The sequence below is a fragment of the Amycolatopsis stemonae genome, assembly GCF_054781455.1.
This window is the reverse complement of the sequence record NZ_BAAGUJ010000024.1, coordinates 62,138-81,176: the sequence shown is the minus strand read 5'-3', so window position 1 is coordinate 81,176 and position 19,039 is coordinate 62,138. Positions and strand designations below refer to the sequence as shown.

The 19,039-nt window shown below is 72.8% G+C and carries 18 protein-coding genes; 10 read left to right on the top strand and 8 right to left on the bottom strand.

What is annotated here, in order from left to right:
* Position 1: 1 nt before the first annotated feature.
* From ACYVLJ_RS45160 to ACYVLJ_RS45140, 5 genes are all read left to right on the top strand, one after another.
* Complete coding sequence (locus ACYVLJ_RS45160) at positions 2-1,294, top strand: sensor histidine kinase (RefSeq protein ID WP_460443336.1); 1,293 nt, start codon at positions 2-4, stop codon at positions 1,292-1,294.
* 254 nt (positions 1,295-1,548) lie between these two features.
* Complete coding sequence (locus tag ACYVLJ_RS45155; RefSeq protein WP_460443335.1) at positions 1,549-2,940, top strand: amino acid permease; 1,392 nt, start codon at positions 1,549-1,551, stop codon at positions 2,938-2,940.
* A complete protein-coding gene (locus ACYVLJ_RS45150) occupies positions 2,937-3,677 on the top strand; it encodes a carbon-nitrogen hydrolase family protein (RefSeq protein ID WP_460443334.1) in 741 nt (246 codons plus the stop codon). The genes ACYVLJ_RS45155 and ACYVLJ_RS45150 overlap by 4 nt, the downstream gene beginning before the upstream one ends.
* Positions 3,674-5,365, top strand: coding sequence for a flavin monoamine oxidase family protein (locus ACYVLJ_RS45145; protein ID WP_451986730.1), 1,692 nt, complete (start codon positions 3,674-3,676; stop codon positions 5,363-5,365). The genes ACYVLJ_RS45150 and ACYVLJ_RS45145 overlap by 4 nt, the downstream gene beginning before the upstream one ends.
* Positions 5,366-5,399: 34 nt before the next feature.
* Positions 5,400-6,065, top strand: coding sequence for a TetR/AcrR family transcriptional regulator (locus ACYVLJ_RS45140; RefSeq protein WP_451986728.1), 666 nt, complete (start codon positions 5,400-5,402; stop codon positions 6,063-6,065).
* A gap of 96 nt (positions 6,066-6,161) precedes the next feature.
* Here the strand turns inward: ACYVLJ_RS45140 and ACYVLJ_RS45135 are convergent, their stop codons facing one another.
* Positions 6,162-6,905, bottom strand: a complete 744-nt coding sequence (locus ACYVLJ_RS45135) for a TetR/AcrR family transcriptional regulator (RefSeq protein WP_460443333.1) — start codon at positions 6,903-6,905, stop codon at positions 6,162-6,164.
* A gap of 68 nt (positions 6,906-6,973) precedes the next feature.
* On the opposite strand from ACYVLJ_RS45135, the gene ACYVLJ_RS45130 reads away from it, so the two are divergent.
* Positions 6,974-7,840 carry an alpha/beta fold hydrolase gene (locus ACYVLJ_RS45130; protein WP_451986724.1) on the top strand — a complete coding sequence of 289 codons (867 nt, stop codon included), beginning with the start codon at positions 6,974-6,976 and terminating at the stop codon, positions 7,838-7,840.
* A gap of 82 nt (positions 7,841-7,922) precedes the next feature.
* The gene (locus ACYVLJ_RS45125; protein ID WP_460443332.1) at positions 7,923-8,306 is read left to right on the top strand and encodes a hypothetical protein; all 384 of its coding nucleotides are present in this window, start codon (positions 7,923-7,925) and stop codon (positions 8,304-8,306) included.
* 365 nt (positions 8,307-8,671) lie between these two features.
* On the opposite strand, the gene ACYVLJ_RS45120 is transcribed toward ACYVLJ_RS45125, so the two are convergent.
* The gene (locus ACYVLJ_RS45120; protein WP_460443331.1) at positions 8,672-9,904 is read right to left on the bottom strand and encodes a PucR family transcriptional regulator; all 1,233 of its coding nucleotides are present in this window, start codon (positions 9,902-9,904) and stop codon (positions 8,672-8,674) included.
* A 111-nt stretch (positions 9,905-10,015) separates the two neighbouring features.
* On the opposite strand from ACYVLJ_RS45120, the gene ACYVLJ_RS45115 reads away from it, so the two are divergent.
* Positions 10,016-10,858 carry an SGNH/GDSL hydrolase family protein gene (locus ACYVLJ_RS45115; RefSeq protein ID WP_460443360.1) on the top strand — a complete coding sequence of 281 codons (843 nt, stop codon included), beginning with the start codon at positions 10,016-10,018 and terminating at the stop codon, positions 10,856-10,858.
* Here the strand turns inward: ACYVLJ_RS45115 and ACYVLJ_RS45110 are convergent.
* Genes ACYVLJ_RS45110 through ACYVLJ_RS45090 form a run of 5 tightly spaced genes read right to left on the bottom strand, consistent with a single transcriptional unit; the run spans position 10,848 to position 16,701 of the window.
* Positions 10,848-11,366, bottom strand: coding sequence for a pyridoxamine 5'-phosphate oxidase family protein (locus ACYVLJ_RS45110; protein ID WP_460443330.1), 519 nt, complete (start codon positions 11,364-11,366; stop codon positions 10,848-10,850). The genes ACYVLJ_RS45115 and ACYVLJ_RS45110 overlap by 11 nt on opposite strands.
* Positions 11,367-11,368: 2 nt before the next feature.
* On the bottom strand, positions 11,369-12,352 hold the full coding sequence (locus ACYVLJ_RS45105; RefSeq protein ID WP_460443329.1) for an LLM class oxidoreductase: 984 nt from the start codon (positions 12,350-12,352) through the stop codon (positions 11,369-11,371).
* The gene (locus ACYVLJ_RS45100) at positions 12,349-13,536 is read right to left on the bottom strand and encodes an acetyl-CoA acetyltransferase (protein WP_460443328.1); all 1,188 of its coding nucleotides are present in this window, start codon (positions 13,534-13,536) and stop codon (positions 12,349-12,351) included. Before ACYVLJ_RS45100 ends, ACYVLJ_RS45105 begins: the two co-directional genes overlap by 4 nt.
* Before the next feature lie 4 nt (positions 13,537-13,540).
* Positions 13,541-15,232, bottom strand: a complete 1,692-nt coding sequence (locus tag ACYVLJ_RS45095; RefSeq protein WP_460443327.1) for a class I adenylate-forming enzyme family protein — start codon at positions 15,230-15,232, stop codon at positions 13,541-13,543.
* Positions 15,229-16,701, bottom strand: a complete 1,473-nt coding sequence (locus ACYVLJ_RS45090) for a carotenoid oxygenase family protein (protein ID WP_460443326.1) — start codon at positions 16,699-16,701, stop codon at positions 15,229-15,231. The genes ACYVLJ_RS45095 and ACYVLJ_RS45090 overlap by 4 nt, the downstream gene beginning before the upstream one ends.
* A gap of 138 nt (positions 16,702-16,839) precedes the next feature.
* On the opposite strand from ACYVLJ_RS45090, the gene ACYVLJ_RS45085 reads away from it, so the two are divergent.
* On the top strand, positions 16,840-17,796 hold the full coding sequence (locus tag ACYVLJ_RS45085; protein ID WP_460443325.1) for a winged helix-turn-helix transcriptional regulator: 957 nt from the start codon (positions 16,840-16,842) through the stop codon (positions 17,794-17,796).
* An 82-nt stretch (positions 17,797-17,878) separates the two neighbouring features.
* The gene (locus ACYVLJ_RS45080) at positions 17,879-18,064 is read left to right on the top strand and encodes a DUF5302 domain-containing protein (protein WP_451986708.1); all 186 of its coding nucleotides are present in this window, start codon (positions 17,879-17,881) and stop codon (positions 18,062-18,064) included.
* Positions 18,065-18,111: 47 nt separating this feature from the next.
* Here the strand turns inward: ACYVLJ_RS45080 and ACYVLJ_RS45075 are convergent, their stop codons facing one another.
* The gene (locus ACYVLJ_RS45075; protein WP_460443324.1) at positions 18,112-19,038 is read right to left on the bottom strand and encodes an MBL fold metallo-hydrolase; all 927 of its coding nucleotides are present in this window, start codon (positions 19,036-19,038) and stop codon (positions 18,112-18,114) included.
* Position 19,039 lies beyond the last annotated feature (1 nt).

Here is a 19,039-nt window from a genome sequence, read left to right as displayed (position 1 = left end):
CGTGCGCCGCCGGATCACCACCCTGACGGTGCTCGCCGCCCTGGTCGCGACCGTGCTGTTCGCGTTGCCGCTGGGCGTGGCCGTGATGAAGTACTTCCACGACGACGCCGAGACCGATCTGGAGCGCGCGGCCGACACCGCCGCGCTGGCCGTCTCGGACGAGCTGACCGCGGGGCGGTCGCCGGTCGTGCCGGCGCCCGGGGACGCCGACGCCGACGCCGACGTGGGGGTCTACGCGCCGGACGGGCGGCTGCTCGCCGGGCGCGGGCCCGCGACGGGCGGGACGATCGTGCTGCAGGCGGCGGGTGCCCGGGTCGACGTCGTCGTCGGGCGGGACGGCGACGAGCTGACCCTGGCCGTGCCGGTGGTCAGCGGGTCGCGGGTGCGCGGCGTGGTCCGCGCCGCGCCGCCGGAGTCCGCGCTGCGCCTGCGCGTCGGGCTGACCTGGCTCGGCATGGCCGGGCTGGCGGTGGCGGCGATCGGGGCGAGCTGGCTGATGGCCCGGCGGTACACCGCGCGGCTCGTCAGCCCCCTGGAGGAGCTGGCCGCCGCGGCCGGACGGCTCGGCGACGGCGACCTCACCGCCCGCGGGCCCCGGGCCGGGATCGCCGAGATCGACCGCGTCGGCGAAGCGCTGGACGCCACCGCCGTGCGGATCGGTGAGACCCTCGAACGCGAGCGCGCGTTCTCCGCGGAGGCGTCGCACCAGCTGCGGAACCCGCTGACCGGCCTGCGCCTGCAGCTCGAAGCCGCCTTGGAGACGCCGGCCGCGGACCCGTACGCGGCGATCCGCGCCGGGATCGCGTCCGCCGACCGGCTGGAACGCACGATCGAGGACCTCCTCGCGCTGGGCCGCGAACGCCGGGCGCCGCGGGCCGAGCTAGACCTCGACGCCCTCCTGGAGGAAGTCCGGCAGTCGGGCGAAGCCCTGCTCTCGCCGCACGGGCGGGCGCTGCGCGTCACCCGGGACGATCCGCCGCCGGCGCGGGTGGCGGCCGCGGCCGTCCGGCAGGTCCTCGGCGTCCTGCTGGACAACGCGGCGACGCACGGCCGCGGCACGGTGACGGTCCTCGCGCGCGACGCCGGGGACGCCCTGGCCATCGACGTCGCCGACGAAGGCCCCGACCTGGGCGAAACCGACCCGTTCGCGACGGCCGCGGCCGGGCACGGGATCGGCCTGCGCCTGGCCCGCAGCCTCGCGGAAGCGGAAGGCGGCCGCCTCCGGCTCAGCCGCCCGGCTCCGCCGACGTTCACCCTGCTCCTCCCGGCCGCGGACCCCCCACCCCAGCCGTGACCGAAGAGGCATCACGCGTGATTGAGCGGGCATCACGCGTGTTTGGAGAGGCATCACGGTGATGCCCCTCCAATCACGGCTGATGCCCCTCCAATCACGGCTGATGCCCCGGGAGACACGCGTGATGCCCCTTACTGTACGTGGAACGATTCGCCATGATTCGAACGTCCTGTGCACTGAATCACCTGTGATTCATCTGTACGCGCAACGATCTCCTGTTTTGCGGGTCGGAGACGGCCGATACCGTCGTCGGCATGAATCTGCGAGCCGCGACGGTGCGGCGGAAACCGGTCGCCGACCTGGTCGCCGAAAGTGATCATGGCACGCTCAAGCGGTCGCTCGGCCTCGGGCAGCTGACCACGCTGAGCATCGGCGCGACGCTGGGCAGCGGGATCTTCGTCGTGCTCGGCGAAGCCGTCCCGGTGGCCGGGCCCGCGGTGGTCCTGTCGTTCGTGCTCGCCGGCGTCACCGCGCTCTTCTCGGCGCTGTCCTACGCCGAGCTCGCCGGCATGATCCCGCTGTCCGGTTCGTCGTACTCCTACGCCTACGCCACGCTCGGCGAGCTGGTCGCCTGGGTCTGCGGCTGGTGCCTGGTGCTCGAATACGGCGTCTCGGTGGCGTCGGTCGCCGTCGGGTGGGGGCAGTACCTCAACGAGCTGCTGCGCCTCGCCTTCGGCTTCGCCATCCCGGACGCGCTGAGCCAGCCGCCCGGCTCGGGCGGGATCGTCAACGTGCCCGCGATCGTCGTCGTGGTCCTCGCGATGGTCCTGCTGCTGTCGGGGGCGAAGGAGAGCGCGCGGGCGAACGCCGTCATGGTCGCGGTGAAGATCGGCACGCTCGTGCTGTTCTGCGCGATCGCCTTCACCGCCGTCAAGGCGAAGAACTTCACGCCGTTCCTGCCGCTCGGCCTGGCCGGGATGAGCGCGGGCGGTGCCAAGCTGTTCTTCTCCTACATCGGGTTCGACGCCGCGTCGACCGCCGGTGAAGAGGCGAAGAACCCGCAACGCGACCTGCCGCGCGCGATCCTGCTCTCCCTCGGCATCGTCACGGTGCTCTACTGCCTGGTCGCCGTGGCCGCGGTCGGCGCGCTGCCGTGGCCGGAGTTCGACGGCCAGGAGGCCGCGCTCTCGCACGTGCTCACCGTCGTTTCGGGCAACCCCTTCTGGGCCGGCCTGCTCGCCGTCGGCGCGATCGTCGCGATCTCCAGCGTCGTGCTGACCGTCCTCTACGGACAGACCCGCATCCTGTTCGCCATGTCCCGCGACGGCCTCGTGCCCGCGTCACTGTCCAAAGTGGATCCCAAGTCGGGCTCGCCGCGGATCAACACCGTGGTGGTCTCGGCCTTCGTCGCCGCGCTGGCCGCGTTCATCCCGCTCGGCAAGCTCGCCGACGCCACCAGCATCGGGACGCTCTTCGCGTTCCTGCTGGTCAACGTCGCCGTCCTGCTGCTGCGCCGGCGCCAGCCCGAGCGCCCGCGCTCGTTCCGCGTGCCGTTCTCGCCCGTGACGCCGCTGCTCGGCGTCCTCTGCTGCGGCTACATGATGTTCAGCCTCGACGGCGCCACCTGGGTCGTCTTCGGCGGCTGGATGGCACTGGGCCTGCTGATCTACTTCGGGTACGGGATCCGGAGGTCGAGGCTGGCATGAGGGTCGCGATCCACCAGGGCCCGTTCGACGCGCTGCCCCGCGTCGACGCCGACCTCCTCGTCACCGCGGAGATGGGCACGACGGGCTACCACATCGGCGCGCGCACGCACGAGCTCGCCGAACCCGCCGACGGGCCCACCGCGGCGCGGATGTCCGCATTGGCCCGGGAATCCGGGACCGCGCTCGTGTACGGCTACCCGGAGACCGACGGCGAACACGTCTACAACAGCGTCCAGCTCGTCGATCCGGCCGGGCGGCGGACGAACTACCGCAAGACGCACCTGTTCGGCGAGCTCGACAAGAAGTGGTTCACCCCGGGCGACGACCCGGTCGTGCAGGCCGACGTCGGCGGCGTCCGGGTCGGGCTGCTGGTCTGCTACGACGTCGAGTTCCCCGAGCTGGTGCGGGCGCACGCGCTGGCGGGCACGGAGCTGCTGGTCGTCCCGACGGCCCTGATGAGCCCGTACGAGCTCGTCGCCGACACGCTGGTTCCGGCGCGGGCCTACGAAAGCCAGCTGTTCGTCGCCTACGCCAACCGGTGCGACACCGAACGGGACCTGACCTACTGCGGCCGGTCCTGCGTCGTGGCGCCGACCGGCGAGGTGCTGGCCCGCGCGGGCGCCGGGCCCGAGCTGATCGGGGCCGAAGTCACCCGGGACGCGCTCGCCGCGTCCCGCCTGGAGAACACCCACCTGGCCGACCGGCGGCCCGAACTGTACCGAGGAACCACCGCATGACCTCCGCTGTCCCGACCGCGATCCCCCACGACGAGCCGGCGGGCCGCCCGATCACGATGTTCGGCCCCGACTTCCCGTTCGCCTACGACGACTACCTCGCCCACCCCGCCGGGCTGGGCACGGTGCCGGCCGAGCGCCACGGCACCGAGGTGGCGGTGATCGGCGGTGGCCTCTCCGGCATCGTCACCGCGTACGAGCTCATGAAACTGGGCCTGCGGCCGGTGGTCTACGAGATCGCCGAGATCGGCGGCCGGCTGCGCACCGTGCGGTTCCCCGGCTGCCCGGACGACGTCGTCGCCGAGATGGGCGCGATGCGCTTCCCGCCCGCGTCGACCGCGCTGTACCACTACATCGGCAAGGTCGGCCTCGAGACGACGCCGTTCCCGAACCCCCTCGCCCCCGGGACGCCGAGCACGGTCGTCGACCTCAAGGGACAGAGCCACTACGCACGCACGCCGGCCGACCTGCCCGCGGTGTTCGCCGACGTCGCCGCGGCGTGGGACCGCACGCTCGCCGAGCACGCGTCCTTCGCCGAGATGCAGACGGCGATCCGCGACCGCGACGCGAAAACGATCAAGCGGCTGTGGAACGAGCTCGTCCCCCGTCTGGACAACCAGACGTTCTACGGCTTCCTGTGCGATTCGCCCGCGTTCGCGTCGTTCCGGCACCGCGAGATCTTCGGCCAGGTCGGCTTCGGCACCGGTGGCTGGGACACCGACTTCCCCAACTCCATCCTGGAAATCCTGCGCGTCGTCTACACCGGCGCCGACGACGAGCACCGCAGCATCGTCGGCGGGAGCCAGCAGCTGCCGCAGCGGCTGTGGGACCACGCGCCCGCGGACCTCGCGTTCTGGCCCGCCGGGACGAGCCTGGCGTCCCTGCACGACGGCGGCCCGCGCCCCGGCGTCACGAGGCTGCACCGGACCGCGCCGAACAACATCACCGTGACCGACGCGTCCGGGCACGTCCGCACGTTCCCGGCGGCCGTGTTCACCGCGCAGAGCTGGCTGCTGCTGGCCAAGATCGAATGCGACGAAGCGCTGTTCCCGATCGACCACTGGACGGCGATCGAGCGCACGCACTACATGGAGTCGTCGAAGGTGTTCGTCCCGGTCGACCGGCCGTTCTGGCTCGACCGCGACCCGGCGACCGGCCGCGACACGATGAGCATGACGCTCACCGACCGGATGCCCCGCGGCACCTACCTCCTCGGCGACGACCCGGCTGCGCCCGCGGTGATCTGCCTGTCCTACACGTGGGCCGACGACTCGTCGAAGTGGCTGCCGCTTTCGGCGGCCGAGCGCGTCGAGGTGATGCTGCAGTCGCTGCGGGAGATCTACCCCGGCGTCGACGTCCGGCGGCACATCATCGGCGACCCGGTGACGGTCTCGTGGGAGGCCGAGCCGCACTTCATGGGCGCGTTCAAGGCGAACCTGCCGGGGCACTACCGCTATCAGCACCGGCTCTTCACGCACTTCGTCCAGGACTCGCTGCCCGAGCGGTACCGGGGGCTCTTCCTGGCGGGCGACGACGTCTCCTGGACCGCGGGCTGGGCGGAGGGGGCGGTCCAGACCGCGCTCAACGCCGTTTGGGGCGTGCTGCACCACTTCGGCGGCGAGACGGACCCGGCGAACCCGGGGCCGGGCGACGGGTACGCGGACATCGCGCCCCTCACCCTTCCGGACTGAGCGTGCCCCAACTTCGCGTGCGACCATGGAGAACATGAACACGGAGCCGGCGCCGAGATGGCGAAGACTGGAACCGGACGAGCGGAGGGAACAGATCTACGCTTGCGCGGCGCGGCTGTTCGGTGAACGCCCCTATTCCGAAGTGTCCACTTCGGACATCGCCGCGGCGGCGGGTGTCGCGCGGGGGCTGATCAACCACTACTTCGGCACGAAACGCGAGCTGTACCTGGAAATCATCCGGCGCGCGCTGACCGTGCCGCGGCTGGCCGTCGAGATCCTCCCGGACGGGCCCCTCGAACTGCGGGCCGACGTCGCCATCGAGTGGTTCCTCGACATGGTCACCAGCCAGGAGCGGATGTGGCTCGCCGCGATCGCGCCGGAGGGCATCGGCCGGGACCTCGAAGTGGAGCGCATTCTCGAGGAAGCCGACCGCGAATCGGCCGACCGGGTCCTGGAAGCCGTCGGGCTGTCCAGCGAAAGCGAGCACGGTCCCGAGCTGAACGCGCTCGTGCGCGCGTTCGGCGGGATGGTGAAGTCCGCCGGCCGGGAATGGCTCGTGCGCGGCTCGCTGACCCGCGCGCAGGTGCACCTGCTGCTGTCCAAATCCCTCGTCACGCTGGTCGGCGAGGTTTTCCCGGTCGTGCAGGCGGAACCGCCGCGCGCCGAGCCGCCGGCCCCGCGCCAGGGCGGTCGCGAGTAGACCGAAGCCCCCGGCGCCACGAGGGGGAGGAGGGCGCCAGGGGCTCCGGGTCGGTGGCGGACCACCGACGCAGGCCCACGGTACGCCGAGGCGCTGTCAAGTCGCTGTCAACCCCTGAGCCCCCGATTCACGCAGTTCCCCGAGCCGGTGGGCGAGCCCGTCGAGGCAGCGTTCGACGGCGTAGTCGTACAGCTGCGCGTAGTACCCCGCGGCGAGGTCGGGGTCGCCCATCAGGTCGTGCATCGCCGCGCCCAGCTCGGCCATCCCCGGCAGGTCGGTCCGCTCGCGGTAGGTCGCGTACTCCTCGGTGTTGTCGATCCGCAGGGCGAGCGCGCCGTCGCGGTCGTCCTCCATCGCGACGAACTGGCACGCCGTCATGAGCAGCAGGTTGTAGGCCAGCACGCTCTCGCGGCCGAAGCCCGCCCGCAGCAGCACGCCGATGCCCGCGTTGATGCTGCGCGTGGCCGCGTCGACGGACGGGCCGAACAGCGCGAGCCGCCGCGCGCACCCGGGGTAGGTCCGCAGCACCGCGCGCAGGCCGGCCAGGAGCTCGACGAACCACTCCTGCCACGGCAGCCGCTCGTCGGGCAGTTCCAGCAGGCCGACCACGCGGTCGACGACGGCGTTGACCACCGCGTCCCGGTCGCCGACGTGGTGGTAGATCACCGCGGGGTAGGCCTCCACCGCACGCGCCAGCTCCCGCAGCGTCCAGTTGTCGAGGCCGCGTTCGCCGGTGAGGGTGGTGGCCGCGCTGACGATCTTGTCGGCGGTGAGCGCCGGCAGTCCCGCCGCGGCCCGCGACCGGGGGCGCTGGCCCGTGCCCGAGGATGAGGTCGGCATGGGGCGTAACGGTAACCGCACCGGCCCGGCGCGTGCCAGCGCGAGCGGGTGTGGGGCAGGATCGGGTCATGGCACGCGCACAGGCCAACGGTCTCGAGCTCGAATACGACACCTTCGGCGAACCGGACAACCCGCCCCTGGTTCTGGTGATGGGGCTCGGGGCCCAGATGGTCACCTGGGAAGCCGGCTTCTGCGAGCTGCTCGCCGGTCACGGGTTCTTCGTGGTGCGCTACGACAATCGCGACGTCGGGCTCTCGACGTGGCTGGACGAGCTGCCCGCACCGGACCTGGCCGCGCTGGCCCGCGGTGACCTGGCGACGGCGCCGTACCTCCTGTCGGACATGGCCGACGACGCCGTCGGGCTGTTCGACGCGCTCGGCATCGACCGCGCGCACGTCGTCGGCGCGTCGATGGGCGGGATGATCGTCCAGCAGCTGGCGATCGACCACCCGGACCGGCTGCGGTCCGTCACGTCCATCATGTCGACCACCGGCGACCCGGCGGTCGGGCAGGCCGAGCCGTGGGCGCTGGCCCTGTTGACGCGGCCGCCGGCTTCGACGCGCGAGCAGGCGCTCGCCGACAGCGTCGAGGGCTACCGGCGGCTCGGCTCGCCGGGCTACCCGGACGACGAGGCGTTCCTGCTCGCCAAGGCGACGCTGCACTACGACCGCGCCCGCCACCCGGTGGGCACGCTGCGCCACGCGGCGGCGGTCGTCGCCTCGGGCGACCGCACGGCGGCGCTGCGGTCGGTGCGGCTGCCGGCCCTGGTCGTCCACGGCGACGCCGACCCGCTGATCAACGTGAGCGGCGGCAAGGCGACGGCGGAGGCGATCCCGGGCGCGGAGCTGCTCGTGATCCCGGGCATGGGGCACAACCTGCCGCGCGCGGTCTGGCCCGAGCTGGCGGCCGCGATCGCGCGCGTGACGGGTCAATAGCGCGTCAAGATCCGGGGGCCCGGGCGTAGGAAATGTGTCCTGAGTCATGGCCCCGGCCGGTTTTCGGGCTTGGCTCGAGGGCATGAGTGGTGGGTTCGGGTTCCCGTTCGGCTGCGTGGCCGCGGTGGGCGCGCTGATCGCGGCGGACGTCGCCGGGGCGACGGTCCAGCCGTGGTACGCGCTGGTCACGCTGGGTGCCGTGGTGCTGCTGACCGCCTTCTGGAGCTCCGCCGCCGCCGCGATCGGGGTCGCGGCGGTGGCGTGGGCCCTGGACGCGGGCTTCGTGCTGGGCCGCGCGGGCGAACTGCGGTTCGACGCGGCTTCGGGCCTGGCGGCGGCGGTGCTGGCCGCGGCGGTCGTCGCCGGTCTGCTGGCTGCGGTGGTCGCGCGTGCCCCGCGCCCGGTGCGGATCCCGGCCCCGCGCCGCCCGGCCGACCTTCCGACCCGGGTGAGCACCCCGATCTGAGCTGCGGCCGCCCGTGCCCCGCGCCCGGTCCGCATCCCGGCCCCCGGCCGCCCCGCCGACATCCCGGCCCCCGGCCGCCCCGCCGACATCCCGGCCCCCGGCCGCCTCGCGACATCCCGGCCCACCGCCGGGTGACCACCCGATCTGAGCGGTGGCCGCCCGCACTCCATGCCCGATGCGGATCCCGGCCGCGCCGCCCCGCCGACGTTCCGACCCGGGTGATTGCCCCGATCTGAGCTGCGGCCGCCCGCCCTCCGCGCCCGGTCCGCACCCCGGCCCCCGGCCGGCCCGCCGACATCCCGGCCCCCGGCCACCCCTCGACCTCCCGGCCCACCGCCGGATGACCACCTCGATCCGGCCGAAGGTCAGGTGCGGGGAGCCGAAGCGCGCCGGGCGGCCAGCGCCGCGATGATCCGTGGCAGGCCCGCCGGGTGGAGCGGGTCGATGTCCGTCAGGTCGCGGACGCGCCGCAGGCGGTAGTCGACCGTGTTCGGGTGGACGTGCAGGCGGGCTGCCGTGCGGCGGCGGTTCGTGTCCAGCTCGAGGTACGCCGACAACGTCTCGACCAGCTCCGGGTGGGCGTCCAGCGGGGAAAGCACCGCCGCCAGGCGGTCGCGGGCCGTGCCCGGGCGGGTCAGCTGGTACTCCACCAGGACGTCGTCGAGGCGGTACAGGCCCGGCGGGCGCCCGAACCAGCGCAGCACGTCCAGCACCTCGCCCGTGCGCCCGGCCACTTCGCGGACTTCCGACGGCTCGGCCGTTTCCGCCGCGGCCAGCACGGCGACCCCCGCGGCGCGCCCGGCCGTGTCCACCAGCCGCTCCGGCGCGTCGGACAGCCGGCCGGTCAGCGGCAGCAGGACCAGGCCGCCCGGTCCGTCCAGGGACGCCAGGACGCCGTCGCCGCAGGCTCGGTCGAACGCCGCGAGGAACCGGCGGATCTTGCGGCGCACCGCGATTTCGGCGTCCACGCCCGGCGACGCCTCGTCGGCGTGCGGCCCGAGCTCGACGCTCAGCACCAGGTACCGCGCCGGCAGCGTGACCCCGGCACTGCGCGCGACGACGTCGACGGGACCGCCGTCGACCAGCACCGAGAGCAGGGTCCGCCGCGCGGTGTGCTCCTGCCCGACCTTCGTCCGCAGCTCTTCGAGGTAGCCCCGCGTGACCGCGCCGGTGACGGTGCCGACGAACGCGAGCATCCGGTCCGCGACGTCGAGGAGGTCGGTGACGTCCGCGCCGCCCGCGCCCCCCGCGCCGACGGCGAAGATCTCCCGCGTGCCGACGTGGTAGGCGGCGAGCACGGCCTCCAGCGGAAAGCCCTCCTCGGCCCGGCGCACCGCCGAGGCGCCGATCTGCCGCAGCTCGGCGTCGTTGAGCTCGCGGTCTTCGCGCAGGCCCCGGGCGAAGGCGCGCACCGTCTGCTGGGTGATGCGCGCGATGTCGCCGGCGAGCTCCTCGACCGGCAGCCGCCGGTAGTCCGCGACCTCGTCCTGGATCCGCGCCAGCACCCGCGCGACCAGCTCCGGCTCCTCCAGCGTGAGCCGCTCGTGCACGCGCTGCCCGCCGAGGACCAGGTCCCCACCGGATTTGTGCCCCGTCACAACCGATGCCCCCGTTCTCTGCCCGGACTCCCAGTCAATCCGGCCGCGCCCGGTGCCGATGGTGTCACGGAAGCCAATCATCGGCACAACGTCAAGGAGGACGGCGTGCGACTGAGGACAACGGCGTTCATCACGATCCTGGTCACGGCCCTGGCGACCGTGACGGCCGGTACGGCGGCCGCGGCCACCGGCGAGTACGTGGCTCTGGGCGACTCCGCGGCGGCCGGGCCGCTGATCCTGCCCCCGGACCTCTCCTCCCCCGGCTGCCTCCGGTCCCTGGCCGACTACCCGCACGTCGCGGCGCAGCGGCTCGGCGTCCCGCTCGAGGACGTCACGTGCTCCGGCGCGACGACCGCGGACATGACCTCGCCGCAGCAGACCGACACGGGTGCCGTGCCGCCGCAGCTGGACGCGCTCAGCGCGGCGACGCGGACCGTCACGCTGACCATCGGCGGCAACGACGTCGGCCTGGTCGGCGCGGCGACCAGCTGCATCACCCTGCTGCCCGGCATCACCCCGGACTGCGTGGACCGCTACACCGCCGGCGGCCACGACCAGCTGGCCGAAAAGATCGCCGCGTTCGAACCCACGTGGGGCGCGCTGCTGGACGCGATCCACGCGCACGCGCCGAACGCGACGGTCTTCGTCGCCGGCTACGGCACCTACCTGCCGCACAACGGGTGCTGGCCGATCGCGCCGCTGACCCCGCGCGACGCCAACTACATCCAGGGCAGCGTCGACAAGACCAACGCCGCCCTGGCCCGCCAGGCCGCCGCGCACGACGCGCACTACGTCGACATCCGGACGGCGTCGATCGGGCACGACGTCTGCAAGCTGCCGGGCGTCAAGTGGTTCGAGAGCGTGATCCCGACGTCGGTCGCGGCCCCGCTGCACCCGAACGCCGACGGCATGCGGCACATCGGCGCGGTCGTGGCCCGGGCGGTCAGCGGCTGAAGTCCCAGCGGCTCGCGCCGTGGGGCTCCGCGCAGGCGACGCCGATCGCCCGGGCGGGCGCCAGCCGGTACAGGAACCACGGCGCGGGCCCGGCGCTCGGCGCCATGAACGACGCGGTGAACCCGCCTTCGTGCACCTCGGCGGGCCAGCCGCCCTCGCGGTAGACGGCCGCCACCCGCTCGAGGGTGGCGGGATCGGCGACGGGCTCGGCCTCGCCCTCCAGGGTGAGGTCGAGTCCCTTCAAGCGCACCGAAACACTGCACGCCGGGTTCGCCGCCAGGTTGCGGGCCCGGCGCGTGCCGGCCCCGCTCACGAAGTACAGGGCGTCGTCGACCCAGATCGCGCCGACGCCGGCGGCGTGCGGCCGGCCGTCGGGGCGGACGGTCCCGACGAAGAACGTCAGGTCCTCCTTGGGGGCTTGGGTCGCGAGGAGGTCGCGCGCCCGGCTCCACGGCAGGGCCGGGTAGCCGTTCTGGTCGAGGTTCTTGGTCTTCGTCGGCTCAGTCATGCCTACGCGTCGAACGGGACGACCGCGGATCGACACGCGGCGAGGGTTTTCGCGCCACCGGGGTCGTCGTCGCCGGTCGCGGGCACGATCACCAGCTCGTCGATGCCGGCTTCGGCGTACTCGGCGGCCTTCGCGGCGATCTCCGCCGACGAGCCCAGCAAGCCGACGACGGCGATCGCCTCGACCGGCACCGCGGCCAGCAGCTCCCGCGGGTGCGGCCGCGTGCGCGCGAAGTCGACGAGGCCGCCGAACCCCGCCGCGCGGAACATCTCGCCGTAGCCGGGCGCCGCCAGGTACCCGACCACGCCGCGACGCAGCTGCTCGATTTCGGCGGGGCCCGGGTCGACGGCGCCGACCACCCAGGCAGCCACCGGCGGCGGCGCCACCTCCGCCCGCTCGGCCGCCTCCCGCAGCCCGCGCACCAGGGCACCGGCCGCGGCCGGGCTGACCAGGTTGACCACCATCCGGTCGGCGTGCCGGGCCGCGACGGCCAGCGCCCGCGGCCCGAACGCGGCAATCGTCAACGGCGACTTCGGGGCCGCCAGCCGCAGCCGGTACCCCTGCGAGCCGACCACCGTTCCGTCCACAGTGGACTTGGCGCCGGAGAGCAGCTGCCGCACGGCGATCGCCGACTCCGCCAGCGCCGTCGCGGCCCGTGCCCGTGATCGGCCGTGCCAGCCGCGCACCACGACGTCACTGGACGTGCCCAGCGCCACCCCGGTCGTCCGGCCGGTCAGGGCCGCGACCGACGCGACACCCATCGCGATCGTCGCGGGGTCCCGGACCGTCACGGCCAACGGCCCGAACGTCAGGGAGATCCGCGAGGTCGCCGCGCCGATCGCGGTGCCGAGGGCGAACGCGTCCCACGTCGCCATCTCGCCGATCCACAGCTCCGGGTACCCGGCGGCCTCGGCGGCACGCGCGGTTTCCAGCGCTTCCTCCGGCGGCCGGTCCTGCCAGAGCCCCAGGGACACCGAAAGCCTCATGCGGTGACCAGCATCGTGACCACCGTGGTGAACGAGCCGCCGACGTTGAGCGTCAACGCCGTCCGGGCGCCCTCGACCTGCGTCTCGCCCGCCGTCCCGGTGACCTGCCGGGCGACGTCGTGCAGCATGCGGACGCCGGTCGCGCCCACCGGGTGGCCGAGCCCGATCAGGCCGCCGCCCGGGTTGATCCCGGCGGTGCCGAGGCCGCCGTCGGCGATGAACCGGCCGCCGTCGCCGGGTGGTGCGACGCCGAGGTGCTCCAGGGCGACCAGCCCGGTGATGGTGAAGCAGTCGTGCAGTTCGACGACGTCGAGCGCGTCCGGGCCGGGTACGCCCGCGCGCTCGTAGGCGTCGACGACCGCGCCCCGCAGGTGCGGGAACAGGTATTCGCCGTCGGCTTCGATCTTTTCGGCCAGACCGATGTGCGCGGTGCGGTGGCCGAACCCGGCGATGCGCGGGAAGCCGCCGCCGAGGCGTTCGGCGAACGCCGGGGACGCGAGCAGGACCGCCGCGGCGCCGTCGGTGATCCGGCCGCAGTCCTGCTTGCGCAGGCGGCCTTCGATCAGCGGGTTCAGCTCGTCGTCGGGGCCGAACGCGCCGGCCGGGAACCGCCAGTCCCGCGCCTGGGCGAGCGGGTTCCGCGCCGCGCGGTCGAACGCGTGCGAGGCGAACTGCCCGAGGTGGGCCGGGTCGAGGCCGTACCGCTTGTCGTAGGCCTCGGCGACGTCGGCGAAGAGCGCGGGCCACGGGAACTTCGCGGCGACGGCTTCGTGGCCGGCCCACGCGGCGGACCCGAGGTGCTCGGCGGCCGTCTGCCCGTCGGTGTTGCGCATCAGCTCGACCCCGGCGACCAGCGCCAGGTCGTAGCGGCCCGCTTCGAGGTCCGCGCACGCGGCGAGCACGGCCGTGCTGCCGGACGCGCACGCGGCTTCGTGCCGGGTGCTCGGCACGCCGTCCAGCTCCGGCACCGCGGCCACCAGCAGCCCGCCCAGCTGGGCCTGCCCGGTGAACAGCTCGGCCGCGAGGTTCCCGACGTGCGCGACTTCGACGTCCGCCGCGGTGACTCCGGCGTCCGCGAGGGCGGCCGGCACGACCTCGGCGAAGAGGTCGAAGATCCCTCGGCCCTCCTTCGCGTAGTTGCACGCGAAGTCGGTCTGCGCCCCGCCCAGCACGAACACCGTCATGGCCTCACTCCAGACTCTCCCGCAGCTGCCGCTTCAGGATCTTCCCCACCGGGTTGCGGGGCAAGGCGTCGGCGTACTCGAGCCGTTCCGGCAGCTTGAACGCGGCCACCCGCTTCTCGCGCAGGTACGCGACCAGCTCCTCGAGCGACGGCTTCCGGTCGCCGGGCACGACGACCGCGCACACGCGCTCCCCCATGACGTCGTCGGGCACACCGACCACGCCGACGTCGGCGACGTCCGGGTGCCCGGCCAGCAGGCCTTCGACCTCGGCCGGCGAGATGTTCATCCCGCCGCGGATCACGAGGTCCTTGGCGCGGTCGACGTACTTCAGGAACTCGCCCTCCGCCCCGGCGATCTCGAAGACGTCGCCGGTGCGGAAGTGGCCGTCCTCGTCGAACTTCGACGTGTCGAGAGGTTCGCCCACCGACGTCAGGTAGCCGGCGAACACCGTCGGCCCGGCGATGTGCAGTTCGCCGGGACGCCCGGGTTCGGTCACGTGCTCGCCGGTGACCGGGTCGTGCAGCCGCACCGACGTCCAGCCGGCGACCGGCGTCGACCAGGTGACGTCGGAGGCGTAGTTCGGGAAGTAGCTCGCCCGCTGGTCCGGGTCCGGCATGTCGGGTGGCGCGGACAGCAGCGCGGTGCCCTCGTTGGAGCCGAAGAAGTTGATGATGTCGATGCCGTACCGCTCGGCCCAGGTGCGCACCAGCCACGGCGAGAGCGGCGCCGACCCGGAGCCGATCTTGGTCACGCTCGAGATGTCCACTCCGGACAGGATCTTTTCGTTGTGCAGCAGCATGGTGAGCAGCGCGGGTGGCGCGAGCGTGTACGTCACGCGCTCGGCCGCGAGCTGCCCGAGGAACACCGGCAGGTCGAACGGGTGGTGCGGCACGAACACGGCGCCGGTCAGCAGCCACGGCAGGAACATCCCGCCGATGCCGGCCATGTTCGTCATGGGGAACGGGGACAGCAGGACGTCTTCGCGCGTGATCCCGGCGGCCTGGGCGCAGCCCGCGGCCGTCGCGAGCCAGTCGCCGTGGCAGCGCGGGACCGCCTTCGGTTCGGCTTCGGTGCCGGACGTCCAGCAGATCGTCACGCAGTCGTTGACGTCGGCCTCGGTCACCTGTGCGTCCAAAGTGGACTTTTCCGCTTCGGACAGTGGCGCCTCGGGCCAGGCCAGGGCACCGGCCGGTTCGTCGTCCCCCCGGGCGACGACGAACCGGACCGACGGCGCCGCAGCGCCCATTAGCCCAAGGGCCGCCCCGGCGAGCTCGTGCTCGCCGTATCTGGAAGCGGTCACCACCGCGACGGCTCCGGTGCGCCGGCACATCGGACCCATCTCGTGCTCCCGGTAGGACACCGGGAACGGGGTGAGGACCGCACCGATCCGCACGATCGCGAGGAACGCCTGGACCAGGGCCGAGCAGTTCGGCAGCTGCACGGCCACGACGTCGCCTGCTCGCACCCCTCTGGCGAGCAGGAACGCGGCCAGGACGTCGACGCGTTCGTCGAGCCGGTTCCAGGTCCACCGCACCGGGTCGCGTCCGACCAGTGCGGTGGTGTTCGGTGGATCGACCAGCGCGAGACCCTCCGGGTCGGCACTGACCCGCTCCTTGACGAGCTGGTCGATCGTCTCCGCACTCCACCATCCCCGCGTCCGGAAGTCCCGGGCGCGACCCTCTCGATGGCACTTCATGAACGGAGGTTTTCCAGCTGGTCCGCCCGGACCCAGGTCGCGTGAAAACCGAGCGGGACACGCTGGGGCAACAGGACCCTGGCCACGGGTCCGGCAGCGAGATCGGCGGCGTCGAAGATGTCCAGTTCCGAGCGTCCCTCACGCTCGTCCTGCACGAACGTCACCAGATAACCGTCCGCCGAATCGGCGGCCGCCCCGTCGCGGGGTGCGAACGGAGCCTCACTGCCCCACCGGCCGGGACCGAACCGGTATTCGGTCTTGGAGCCGGCAAGATTGTCGTAGCGCACGAGCCCGTCGAACTTCAGCGTCGACTCGGGCGAAATGTGCACCGCGTAGGAGAACCGGTTCCGCAAGCCGACCCCGCGGGAGTCGACGGTCGGGAACTCGGTGTTGTCGTCGTCGAGCGGGGCCTCGCGGCACACGCCGGTCCGCAGGTTGAAGCGGTAGCGGTGCAGCGACGCGTCCAGCCGCAGGTAGGACAGCATCTTCGCGAGCGGGGTGCGCGCGTCGGCCCGCGGGGCGGGCTTCTGCACGCGGCAGACGTCGAGGACGACCTCTTCGCCCTGCTCCCAGGCGTTGACGACGTGGTAGATGTAGCACGGGCTCGCTTCGAACCACCTGATCTGGCTACCGTCTCCGTAGCGTGGCATGACACCGAAGCGGCTCGGCGTCGAGCGGTCGAAGTGCAGCTTGTGACGGCCCTGCTTCGCCGCCTCCAGGTCCTGGACCAGCGGCAGGTCCATCAGCACCGCGAAGTGCTCGGTGATGGCCATGTCGTGCGGCAGGCGCGGGCCCGGCAGCTCGATCTCGGTGGTGGTCACGACCTGGCCGTCCGCGCCGATCACGCCGTAGCGCAGGTACGGCGGGCGCGGGCCGTAGTCGAACCAGAACAGCTCGCCGGTGGCCTCGTCGACCTTGGGGTGGGCCATCATGTCGCCGACCAGCGTGCCGAGGAAGTCCTCGGCGCCCAGCGTCTCCAGCGAGAGCGGGTCGACCGCGTACGGCGAGCCGCACAGGTACCAGGTGGCGAGGATCCGGCCGCGGTGGAAGACGACGTCGGTGTTGGCGTTGTCCTTGAGGCCCAGGCCGTGGGTGTTGCCGAAGGGGTTGCCCTCCGGGTTCTCCATGACCCCGGTCCACAGGCCCTTGCCGGCCTCGGACTCGGCCTCGAAGGCCTTCGTGCGGACCCAGCGGTTGCGGTAGCGGGCCTTGCCGTTCTCCAGGTGGACGGCGTGGATCATGCCGTCGCCGTCGAACCAGTGGTAGCGGCCTTCCGGCGCGAACCGCGGGTTGGGGCCGTTGCGCAGGTAGACGCCGTTGAGGTCCTTCGGAATCTCGCCGATGACCTGCAGGTCTTCCGCGTCGATCTCTTCGCTGACCGGGGCGTAGACGCCGAGCAGGTAGGGGTTGGCCTCGCCGGTGTCCGCCGTCCGGGCCACCATCAGCGGCTGTTCGGAGGTGCTGGTCATCGGGCTGCTCCCTGGCTGTCGGGTCACCGCGCTGGCTGATGGGGATGAGACTATGATTTGTGTACCCAGCTGTCAATAGGCTTCTTTTGCTGTAGTCAGGTGCTACCCTGAGACGGCGATGCAACGAGGGGGAGTGACGTGGTCGAGGCGACTGCACAGCGGATTCGACCGGCGGGCGATCCGCTTCGGAGAGCCCTGGAGCTGGTCGGCGACCAGTGGACCTTGCTGATCCTGCAGAGCCTGTTCCTGCGGTTCAGACGCTACGAAGAGCTGCGGCTGCGACTGGGCATCTCGCCCACGGCGTTGTCGGGACGCCTGCGGGACATGGTGGACGCGGGCATGCTCACGCGCGTCCCGTACCGCGACGCGCGGCGCACACGGCACGAGTACCGGCTCACCGAGCGCGGCCTGGAGCTGTGGCCGCTGCTGATTTCGATCTGGGCCTGGGAGCGCGAGTGGGTCGAAGGCCGCCGCGAGGTGCTGCCGACGCTGATCCACCTCGACTGTGAGCTGGCTACATCAGCACCCCTCGGCTGCGCCGCCTGCGGCCGCCGGGTCGACGCCCGCGACGTGCGGGCCGAGCGCCTCGACAGCACCGGCGTCGCCGCCGCGACGGCGTCCAAGCGCTTCCGCCGCAAGGACGCCGAGACCCTGGCCGGCGACCCCCTGATGTTCTTCCCCGACACCATGGAGCTGCTGGGCGACCGCTGGTCGACGGGGCTCCTGGTGTCGGCGCTGCTCGGCTGCCGCCACTTCTCCGAGTTCGAACGGGAGATGGGCATCGGGCCGAGCGTGCTCTCCGGCCGGCTGAGCAAGCTGGTCGAGGTCGGTGTCCTGCGGACGGGCACGGCCAAGACCCGCACCGACGCCCGCGACTACCGCCTCACCGCGAAGGGCCTGGCGTTCTTCCCCGCGCTGGCCTTCATCGCCGAGTGGTCCCGCGGCTTCGAGGTGGTCGGCCAGGAGCCGGACATCACGCTGAACCACGTCGAGTGCGGCAACCGGCTGCAGCCGATGCTGCTGTGCGACCACTGCGGCCGGCCGCTGACGCGCCAGTCCGTGCAGTTCGGCGGAGTGCCGTCGCCCAAACGCTGACGGTGTGGCGAAATCGACTCGCCAAGCGGGGGGTCCGGTGCCAGGCTGGAGTGGTCACACGTCGTCACTTCCGGAGGTAAGCATGAGTGAACCCAATCCGTCGCCCAGCGGCGAGGAGGACGACGTCAAGCGCAAGTTCCGCGAGGCGCTCGAGCGCAAGCAGGCCCACGCCCGCTCCGGCGCGTCGCACGAGAGCGGCGGCGGCAAGAACCAGCACGCCCACGGCCCCGCGGCCAACAAGCGGACCTTCCGCCGCAAGTCCGGCTGAGGTTTCCCGAAGGCCCCCACCGCTCGCGGTGGGGGCCTTCGTCGTGCTCACGGCACGAACGACCCCAGGTGGTCCAGGACCACGAACTCGCTCCCCGGCGCGGCCGCGGCGACGGCCTTGCGCAAGGGCTCCAGGCCGCCCGCGTCCTTCACCTGGCCCAGCGGCAGGTCGAAGTCGTCCCAGTGGGTTGCCGCCACGTAGCGCGGGGTCCCCAGGGCGCCCAAAAGCCGGGGCACGTACCGCGTCACCTTCGCGCCGCCCGCCGGGACGCAGACCACGTCCGGACGCAGGCCCGCCAGCTCGGACTCGACGTAGTTCGAGCCGCCCAGGTTCAGCACGCTCGCCCCGCCACCGCTCACGACGTAGGCCAGCGTGCCGCCCTCCACGAGGTCCTCGATGACGCGCGGGCGGTCGCGGCGGGACAGCGGGCGCGAGCCCGGGAACGGCACCCGCGCCCGGTCGCCCGTCGCCGAGTGCAGGGATCGCAGGACCCGGATCGCGTAGCCGTCGAACGTCAGGTCCTCGCCGCCGCTCGCGATCGACAGCTGGTCTTCCGGCGCGCCCAGCGCCGCCATGAGACTCAAATGGGTCTCGGTGCCGATGACCGTCGCGCCGGTGCGTTGCGCCAGGTAGGGGACGTCCGTGAGGTGGTCGTAGTGGCCGTGCGTCACCAGGATGTGGTCCGCGCGCAGCTCACCGCGGTCGAGGTAACCGTCGATCAGGGCCTTGTTCACCGAGAGCGGGGTGCGCGGGTCCGCGCCCGCCGGGGTGTACGTCCCGGTCCTGAAGCGCGTCAGCCACGGGTCGACCAGGATCGTCTTGCCGCCGGCGCGGATCTCCCAGCCGTTGTTCCCCCACCACCGCAAGGTCATCGTCGACGTGCTCGCCGCGGCGGCCGCCGGGGCGCCCGACAGGATCGCCGCCGCGGCCGCGCCCGCGCCGAAGAGCCCCCGTCTGCTGATTCCTGTGTCCATG

Coding starts and splice junctions, on each gene's coding strand:
- ACYVLJ_RS45155 (WP_460443335.1), top strand. CDS start 1,549: ATGAATCTGCGAGCCGCGACGGTGCGGCGGAAACCGGTCGCCGACCTG.
- ACYVLJ_RS45140 (WP_451986728.1), top strand. CDS start 5,400: ATGAACACGGAGCCGGCGCCGAGATGGCGAAGACTGGAACCGGACGAG.
- ACYVLJ_RS45090 (WP_460443326.1), bottom strand. CDS start 16,701: ATGACCAGCACCTCCGAACAGCCGCTGATGGTGGCCCGGACGGCGGAC.
- ACYVLJ_RS45100 (WP_460443328.1), bottom strand. CDS start 13,536: ATGACGGTGTTCGTGCTGGGCGGGGCGCAGACCGACTTCGCGTGCAAC.
- ACYVLJ_RS45105 (WP_460443329.1), bottom strand. CDS start 12,352: ATGAGGCTTTCGGTGTCCCTGGGGCTCTGGCAGGACCGGCCGCCGGAG.
- ACYVLJ_RS45145 (WP_451986730.1), top strand. CDS start 3,674: ATGACCTCCGCTGTCCCGACCGCGATCCCCCACGACGAGCCGGCGGGC.
- ACYVLJ_RS45110 (WP_460443330.1), bottom strand. CDS start 11,366: ATGACTGAGCCGACGAAGACCAAGAACCTCGACCAGAACGGCTACCCG.
- ACYVLJ_RS45095 (WP_460443327.1), bottom strand. CDS start 15,232: ATGAAGTGCCATCGAGAGGGTCGCGCCCGGGACTTCCGGACGCGGGGA.
- ACYVLJ_RS45130 (WP_451986724.1), top strand. CDS start 6,974: ATGGCACGCGCACAGGCCAACGGTCTCGAGCTCGAATACGACACCTTC.
- ACYVLJ_RS45075 (WP_460443324.1), bottom strand. CDS start 19,038: ATGGACACAGGAATCAGCAGACGGGGGCTCTTCGGCGCGGGCGCGGCC.
- ACYVLJ_RS45125 (WP_460443332.1), top strand. CDS start 7,923: ATGAGTGGTGGGTTCGGGTTCCCGTTCGGCTGCGTGGCCGCGGTGGGC.
- ACYVLJ_RS45150 (WP_460443334.1), top strand. CDS start 2,937: ATGAGGGTCGCGATCCACCAGGGCCCGTTCGACGCGCTGCCCCGCGTC.
- ACYVLJ_RS45135 (WP_460443333.1), bottom strand. CDS start 6,905: ATGCCGACCTCATCCTCGGGCACGGGCCAGCGCCCCCGGTCGCGGGCC.
- ACYVLJ_RS45080 (WP_451986708.1), top strand. CDS start 17,879: ATGAGTGAACCCAATCCGTCGCCCAGCGGCGAGGAGGACGACGTCAAG.